At 40.6% G+C, this 6,856-nt stretch carries 9 protein-coding genes; 3 read left to right on the forward strand and 6 right to left on the reverse strand.

All coding sequences use genetic code 11. The annotated features are described in order from the left end of the window. Positions 1–114: 114 nt before the first annotated feature. The 4 genes from OQE68_RS31105 to OQE68_RS30425 form a co-directional block, all read right to left on the reverse strand. Positions 115–414 carry a DUF4279 domain-containing protein gene (locus OQE68_RS31105; RefSeq protein ID WP_180571639.1) on the reverse strand — a complete coding sequence of 100 codons (300 nt, stop codon included), beginning with the start codon at positions 412–414 and terminating at the stop codon, positions 115–117. 480 nt (positions 415–894) lie between these two features. Then, the gene (locus OQE68_RS30415; RefSeq protein WP_180571640.1) at positions 895–1,278 is read right to left on the reverse strand and encodes a hypothetical protein; all 384 of its coding nucleotides are present in this window, start codon (positions 1,276–1,278) and stop codon (positions 895–897) included. Positions 1,279–1,752: 474 nt separating this feature from the next. Next, complete coding sequence (locus OQE68_RS30420; protein WP_180571641.1) at positions 1,753–2,211, reverse strand: tetratricopeptide repeat protein; 459 nt, start codon at positions 2,209–2,211, stop codon at positions 1,753–1,755. A gap of 91 nt (positions 2,212–2,302) precedes the next feature. After that, a complete protein-coding gene (locus OQE68_RS30425; RefSeq protein ID WP_180571642.1) occupies positions 2,303–2,656 on the reverse strand; it encodes a hypothetical protein in 354 nt (117 codons plus the stop codon). Between the two features lie 486 nt (positions 2,657–3,142). Between OQE68_RS30425 and OQE68_RS30430 the strand changes: the two genes are divergently transcribed. The 3 genes from OQE68_RS30430 (at position 3,143) to OQE68_RS30440 (ending at position 5,274) form a co-directional block, all read left to right on the forward strand. Beyond that, positions 3,143–4,096 (forward strand): DNA-binding protein, encoded by a 954-nt coding sequence (locus OQE68_RS30430; RefSeq protein WP_266196051.1) that lies wholly within the window; start codon positions 3,143–3,145, stop codon positions 4,094–4,096. A gap of 20 nt (positions 4,097–4,116) precedes the next feature. Next, positions 4,117–4,323 carry a hypothetical protein gene (locus tag OQE68_RS30435; RefSeq protein ID WP_266195954.1) on the forward strand — a complete coding sequence of 69 codons (207 nt, stop codon included), beginning with the start codon at positions 4,117–4,119 and terminating at the stop codon, positions 4,321–4,323. A gap of 132 nt (positions 4,324–4,455) precedes the next feature. Beyond that, a complete protein-coding gene (locus OQE68_RS30440; RefSeq protein ID WP_180571596.1) occupies positions 4,456–5,274 on the forward strand; it encodes a mechanosensitive ion channel family protein in 819 nt (272 codons plus the stop codon). Between the two features lie 314 nt (positions 5,275–5,588). Here OQE68_RS30440 and OQE68_RS30445 read toward each other — a convergent pair whose 3' ends face one another. Then, positions 5,589–6,338, reverse strand: a complete 750-nt coding sequence (locus OQE68_RS30445) for a transporter substrate-binding domain-containing protein (protein WP_180571597.1) — start codon at positions 6,336–6,338, stop codon at positions 5,589–5,591. A gap of 35 nt (positions 6,339–6,373) precedes the next feature. After that, positions 6,374–6,619, reverse strand: coding sequence for a hypothetical protein (locus tag OQE68_RS30450; RefSeq protein WP_180571598.1), 246 nt, complete (start codon positions 6,617–6,619; stop codon positions 6,374–6,376). Positions 6,620–6,856 lie beyond the last annotated feature (237 nt).

Consider the following 6,856-nt stretch of genomic DNA (forward strand, 5'->3'; position numbering starts at 1 on the left):
TTTTTTTAGCCATCTTCCCAATCTTCATCCGATATGAAGTAAAAGTCACAGTCGAATTCAAGACCTAGATGACTAGCAGACTTTATCCATTCATGTCTAAGGTACAAGCGATGATTACTTCCTGGGTAAATAACCAACACAAGTAATATATACCTTATAATCAGGGCTAAGGGAACGAATTTTGTCTCCCATTGCGTTACACATGTAGAGCAACTCTTCAATGTGGGTTTCCAAAGGTTCCCTATCATCATACCCGCTATTTAATCTCCAGCACATGAACTGATAGTTACCTTTTCTTGGTCTCGGATCTCCTTCAGACCATGCTTCAGATGGTTCTCTACCAAGTACCTCCGTAACTTTGCAATGAGAGCCGCTTCCAGTAATTCGAAGGTACGCGAACTCTCTATTGGTCATCTGAGTTTCATGATTTACTAACTATTAATAAATGTCATGTTGACTGACTGGCAACCAGCTCACTGTTAATTAAGCGCTTTGTTCACGCTTTCCAATAACTTTTGTATTAAGCCTAGCTTTATCCTGATTAGGCCTAACCACATACACTACGACCCATATTGAGATAATAGAGCTAATCAGCATCCTAAGTTGATCACTTAGAGCGAAAATATGCTCTATTGCCAAATATATAAGAGTTAAGAAGAGTCCTATAACAAAGCCTATACAAGTTCGCTTTAAGGGTGGTACTTTATGGGCTCGCTCCAAATAAGCATTACAATGAGGGCAAATAAAACTAATACTCTTTTTTCGCCAGTCTTCACAAATATATTCCCGTGAACCAAATTCTTGATTGCAGGCTGCACAAGTATATTTCATATTTATCGTTTAATTACCAATAATGTCATGCTAAAACTGCTGTTGTAGAAGGCTAGGTAACTGCTAGTTTTTACCTATATTTGTATCATACTCAGTAGTGACTTTTTTCAAGAAAGACTTATTGAAAATAAAAAGTGAAACGCCAAATACAATAAAACCAGATCCAAGAATAAATGGTAGGCTATCTAGACCTTTTTGATAACCATAATATGAGAATACCAGCCCCATAAATACGTAAAATAGAGGACCAAATATTGTGGCTTTAGGCTGTGACTCATAAGCTCGCTTATTATTTTCGATGAGGCTATTTAGCATTTCAACATTGGTCTCATGAATCCCTTTGCATGCAAGTCCAAACTCTAAGTCTTGGCAGCAGTCTTTACAGAGTGCACGCTGGCAATGTTTGCATATTCCTACTGCATCAACCTCATGATTAAAACACTTCACAATTCTTACCTGATAATATAATGATCGCTTTGACGGGAAATCTGGGTTTACAAATACTAAGAGGGCATATTTTAACCAATTCAAACTCCTGAAGCTAGGCTAATATCAATATTAGTTGTTGTACCATTCATGAAAATAATAACTTAAAAATATGATATTAATTATAAAAATAATTCAGCGAATTTATTTATTATTTTTAAAGCTATTTAATAATTATTTTCTTGGGATATTCCTAACTCGTTACCTGGCCATTATTTAACCTAAAGGCTCATCAATTTACTCATTGCTTCCTCCCTAACCAGCCTCGCTTGTAGCCCTTCCAGAAGTAGCCGATAAGCCTAATTAGTGGCAGTTACCAGGAAATATATGACAGCTTGGTTGTAGTTTGATCAATTTAGGTAAGCAGCTTAGCTGGGTGGTATGGGGAGAGCTGGGTAGATGCCAGTTCTTAGCCGATTATATGGTCGCTTATTCTTAAGTGAATTGTGATAAAAGATCTTCAGCCTCTTCTATATCTGATTCACACATATTTTTGCTCGAAATAGCAATTTGCAAGTATTTCATGACAGTTTTTGTTTCTTTTTCACTCACCATGTATAATTTAGCAAGCTCCAATGCAGCACTACCATCACCAGCTTTCAGCGCTTTTTCAAACCATTCTTTTGACTTTCTGATATCACCTTTTATTCTGTATGTGATACCAAGGTTTTTCATGCCTGAAATATCACCGCAATCAACAGCCTTTAGTTCCCACTCTTCTGCTTTATCGTAATCACACTCAACGCCTTCACCACATGAATACATTAAGGCTACACGCAGCATACAGCTTGAATCACCATTTTCTGCTGCTTTTAAAAACATATGGAATGCTGACTTAAAATCGCCTTTTTCATGTAGCTCATCTGCTTTTTGAAATAGGGTATCATTATCCATATTATGAGCCTGTAACTATTAATAAACGTCACTCTGCCATGGTGTTGGGTGAACTGGCTAGATACCAGCTCTTACCCAATTAGGCGTATACTCACGACGAATGCCCCCAGCGATGACTATGAGGCAAACAAAGCTCGCATAACTGTTTGCCTTCAAATGTGCCGCCATCATAGATGATTACATCTATGTCTTCAGGAACATAGTCTTTATCTAAACCGCAAGGATTAAAGTCTCGGTTTACAAACAGTTGTTCGCATTTTTCACAGCTAGTAATTGATAGCTTTTCAAGACCTAAACTGAAAGTTTCAGTTAACGATAGATTGAAGCCGTGTTTCTCTATGATTGGACGAAGTTCTTCTCGAAGAGAGTCTACAGCATCGTAGTCGATATCGTGCTCACTGGTGATCTTTGTAATCCAGAACTTGGTAGGTTGTAAATGTTTCATGCAAAGTACACTTAACTATTAATTAATGAGCGTCACTCTGATACTTCAATCGATCGAATATCAATTATAGCTCTTCTGCCGTGTATTAAATTCAACCAACCGGCTCTCAGATCTGCTCAGTGCTCCATTTCTACCCCACCTAACCTGTAGCCATTTCAAAACCCGCCGATAATCCTAAGATTCGGATGTTTCTATATACGATAGTATCATAATACCGATTTTGGTATTTTTTATTATCAAAATTTGATTTTTATTACATTTTTATCTAAATATGACCGATAAGCTTAGTTATCGGACATTATTATCTATCTTATGATAGTCACCCACCCCACCCCTCATTTTTTGTCCGTTTTTTCAACGATTCAGCGTTTTCGCACTTAATTTGGCTTGTCATTTTAATTCGATACGATATGATACGATTAATATGATATGAATCGATATGATTAAGGGGCAATTATGGCAAGAGAAGGGGTGAGCTACGATGAAGTGGCCCAAGTGTGCGAGCAGCTTTATCGGGAAGGTCTAAAGCCGAACCAGCGTAATGTACGAGAGATACTGGGCACCGGCAGCACCTCAACGCTACTCCGCCATATCAATACTTGGAAAGAGCGCCAACAAGCCGCCGCCAATACCGAGCTTGACCTGCCTCAGTCGGTCATCGGCACAATTAAAAAAGCCATGCTGGAAGCCGTGGATAATGCGACCCAAAAACAGGAGGCTGCCCTGGTTGATGCCAAAGAACAGCTCCAAGAAGCCTTTCGGGGGTTGAATGCCTATGAAGATAAGATCAAGGTGTTAAAACACGAAAAAAATACCCTGTTAGCACAGTCCGAAGCCAAAACCCTGGAACTGGAAAAGCAATTAGCCGCCACTCAGCGCCGGGCCGATGACCTAGAAACCCAAAATAAAGCCCTAAACAGTAAGCTGGATGAGGCCTTACGGGCCCAGGAAATCGCTCGTACCGAATCGGCTAAAGCCCAAATGCAGGTAGAGCGGGCTGACATCGCCGTCGAGAAAGCCGAACAGCGTGGCGATGAACTGCGCCAGGAGTTAGAACAGCTCAAACCTGCTTTAACCACCGCAGAAAAAGCCGCCGCCACCGCCGAAGCCGTCGCAAAAGAACAGAGCAAAGCGATTGACCGACTCGATACGGAATTGGCTGAGGACAAACAGGCTTTAACTGCCTTGCAATCCCGTTATGACAATTTGCTCGGCCGCTATGAAGAAGCCGCCAAGATGGAAACTAAAGTGCAAGAGCAAGATAAACAAATTAGCCGGCTAGAATCAGACATTCTCAACCATCAACGCCGTTATGAAGACCTGCTAGCAAAATATGAAGCCTGTACTCGGTTGGAATCTGCGACAACTGCTCGGCTGGCGGTATTGGAAGCCCAAAGCAGTCAACCTGCTAAGCCCACTGACAAATCAACCAAAAAATAACGCTACCCATAAGGAAACCAATGATGTCAGACCAGTATGAAGAAAAACCCCTGTGGTTTCGGCTGGTAGTCGAAATGGATAATGGCCAATTGCATGCCGTTAGCCTGACCGACCAGCAACAAGAGGAACTACAACAGGCTCTCACCGACATTATGGGGGATCAACCTTTACGTATTCATCCGGTGCCCTTTAGCACAGCCAAAGATATGGCCCCTACCCTTAATTGATCATAACCCTGCTTATTCGATCACTGTTCTTGAAAAAAAAATATATAACCAATTACCGCCTTGATGCATTTGGATATACTGAGCGATTTTTGATCTACCCTTCAGTTCTTCATCTAGTCGTAAGGAGGTAAAATGGAGTCTGCATTAAATTGGGTGAATGAAAACTCAGATATGTTAATTGAGTATGCAATACAGATCGCACTAGCTTTTGTCGTCCTACTTGTTGGAATTCGAGTTGCTAAGTTGTGTGGTAAGTTGACTGAAAAGGCTTTTAATAGTCGCAGGGTTGATAAGGCTGTAGGCTCTTTTGTATCCAGTATTGTCTATGCCATTGTTCTTGCTGCAACAGTCTTGATGGCGCTTTCGCAAGTAGGGATTGAAACCACCTCTTTTATTGCCATTTTAGGTGCTGCAGGTCTTGCCGTTGGTTTGGCTTTGCAAGGTTCATTATCGAATTTTGCTTCAGGTGTTTTGATTATACTTTTACGCCCATTTAAATCTGGAGACTATATTGAGGCTGGCGGCCAGTCGGGTACTGTTACTAAAATAGAAATATTTTCAACGGAGCTGCGTACCCCTGATAATAAAGTCATAATAATGCCTAACTCTTCTGTTATGTCTGATGCTATTGTCAATTATTCTCGAGAAAAAACCCGTCGTATTGATTTGGTAATCGGTGTAGGGTACGAAGCTAACCTTAAGGAAGCCAAACAAGTGCTTTCTTCAATACTTGATGCGGATGTACGGGTACTTAAAGATCCAGGCTATACAGTAGCTGTCTTGGAACTGGCGGACTCTAGCGTTAATTTTGCTGTTCGCCCATGGGTTAATACAGTAGATTACTGGCCAACTTATTTTGAGTTAGTAGAAAAGATTAAACTCGCCTTGGATGAGGCAAATATTTCCATTCCTTTTCCACAAATGGACATACATCTTCATAAAGATAAATAGCCAATCGATATTATTGAACTGTCTACCCACGGTAAGGGTGTGTATGTATAGGTACTAAAAATATTTATTACTGCATGCTTGCCGGGGGAACATGTACAAACGACAAAACTGAATGCAGCTTTACCAGCAGAGTCTGCATAACAAGCCTAAATAAAGTTGCTCAAAATTCTATCTTGCAGCAAGGACATCAGTGCTATTCATTGAAAGGGAGTGGCGCTATGTAACAGATGACTCGGTGCTTTTACGCTAAGCAAATAACTAATAATCCTACTGATATAGCTATTTGCTCCCTTTGATGCCGATCAACTAATAGTTTATGGACTAAATGCCCAACCCGGCTGCTGAATACCTGGACAGAGTTTAGCAAATTGTAAAAGGCGCCCTTTCTTATCCATGAGTTTCTTTGCCGAATTGATTAATACCTGGTTGATACGAAGATAAAGTCGTAGTGCACCCGGTTGCTGTTTAGGTACCATAATATGCAAATAACTTTTATCCGTATTTTTTTCATGATAAGTAATTTTTCGACGATCTGCTTCTGAGAAATATTTATTAAGAATTAATAGGCCATTATCAAGCGGCATGGGTACTAGCGCCACTCGCTCTTTCAATAATAAGTTAAATGTGAGTCGTTCTATTCGTACCTGGCGTAACTGTAACTGATGGGTTTTGGCAGCCTCTTCAAATTGCCGGCCAAAATAGTAGGATGCTGTAATAGCTATCGGCCCTATATCTTTTAAATCAGCCAGGGTTTCCCACTGAACTGGCGTTGTCTTTAGGTGAAAAAAAACGGTTTTAATCGCATAAATAGGATAAGAAAAATAAAACTGTTTGGCTCGCGTTTGGTTACATATCCAGCCCGGCGATGCTTTCACATTTGCAGCCTGTGCATGGTTATAAGCAGCTTTCCAGCTATCATACCAATGATAATGTACGTCAATGCCCGCCTCACGGAATTGCAAGGTTAACTGCATGGCGAGCGTACCTTGGTCAGGCCTTTCATCATCGAAATACGGTGGCCATTTAGCTACCGCAAATGTCAGCATGTTAGCTGAAGAAGCCATGTTCATAGCTAGCAAACAAGCCCACAAGATAAGCTTCATTGCTGAGATTTAGTGTTGTTTATCGATGAGCATGCTGGCGTTTGATTCCAGTCCGTTATTGACTTCGTTAGCGTGACACCCTCTTTACCTTGCTTTTTCAGTTCAGCGATACTGGGTCTACCACTCTGGCCGTAAGGGACTTGGATTATTTGACCTCCCGATTTAAGAAAAGCGCTGATTTGCTGCTCAATGGTTTTACTAGCGTTATTGTTCACCCTACGCGATGGTTTGATGTTTGGCATGGATGCCCCCTTGCTTGCGACACTTAATAAACAAGAATAGAGGGTATCTTTAGTGATTGTGTATATCCTTTTTTAACGTTGACGTGACCCTAAGTAACATGAATTCGGTGCAAAAGCCATCCATTGGTAAAACAAACAATCAAAACGATCTTGTTTTGATCAATTAGGACAGTTTTTTCACCGAATTCACATTATTAATTGACTCCCATTACTTATATAGTTGATCAATGAACTCTT

It is taken from the genome of Spartinivicinus marinus, assembly GCF_026309355.1.
In the GTDB taxonomy this organism is placed as follows: domain Bacteria; phylum Pseudomonadota; class Gammaproteobacteria; order Pseudomonadales; family Zooshikellaceae; genus Spartinivicinus; species Spartinivicinus marinus.

What these genes read in the sequence shown, in the direction of transcription:
- OQE68_RS31105 (WP_180571639.1), bottom strand. Translation starts at nt 414, where the DNA reads ATGACCAATAGAGAGTTCGCGTACCTTCGAATTACTGGAAGCGGCTCT.
- OQE68_RS30445 (WP_180571597.1), bottom strand. Translation starts at nt 6,338, where the DNA reads ATGGCTTCTTCAGCTAACATGCTGACATTTGCGGTAGCTAAATGGCCA.
- OQE68_RS30435 (WP_266195954.1), top strand. Translation starts at nt 4,117, where the DNA reads ATGATGTCAGACCAGTATGAAGAAAAACCCCTGTGGTTTCGGCTGGTA.
- OQE68_RS30440 (WP_180571596.1), top strand. Translation starts at nt 4,456, where the DNA reads ATGGAGTCTGCATTAAATTGGGTGAATGAAAACTCAGATATGTTAATT.
- OQE68_RS30420 (WP_180571641.1), bottom strand. Translation starts at nt 2,211, where the DNA reads ATGGATAATGATACCCTATTTCAAAAAGCAGATGAGCTACATGAAAAA.
- OQE68_RS30450 (WP_180571598.1), bottom strand. Translation starts at nt 6,619, where the DNA reads ATGCCAAACATCAAACCATCGCGTAGGGTGAACAATAACGCTAGTAAA.
- OQE68_RS30425 (WP_180571642.1), bottom strand. Translation starts at nt 2,656, where the DNA reads ATGAAACATTTACAACCTACCAAGTTCTGGATTACAAAGATCACCAGT.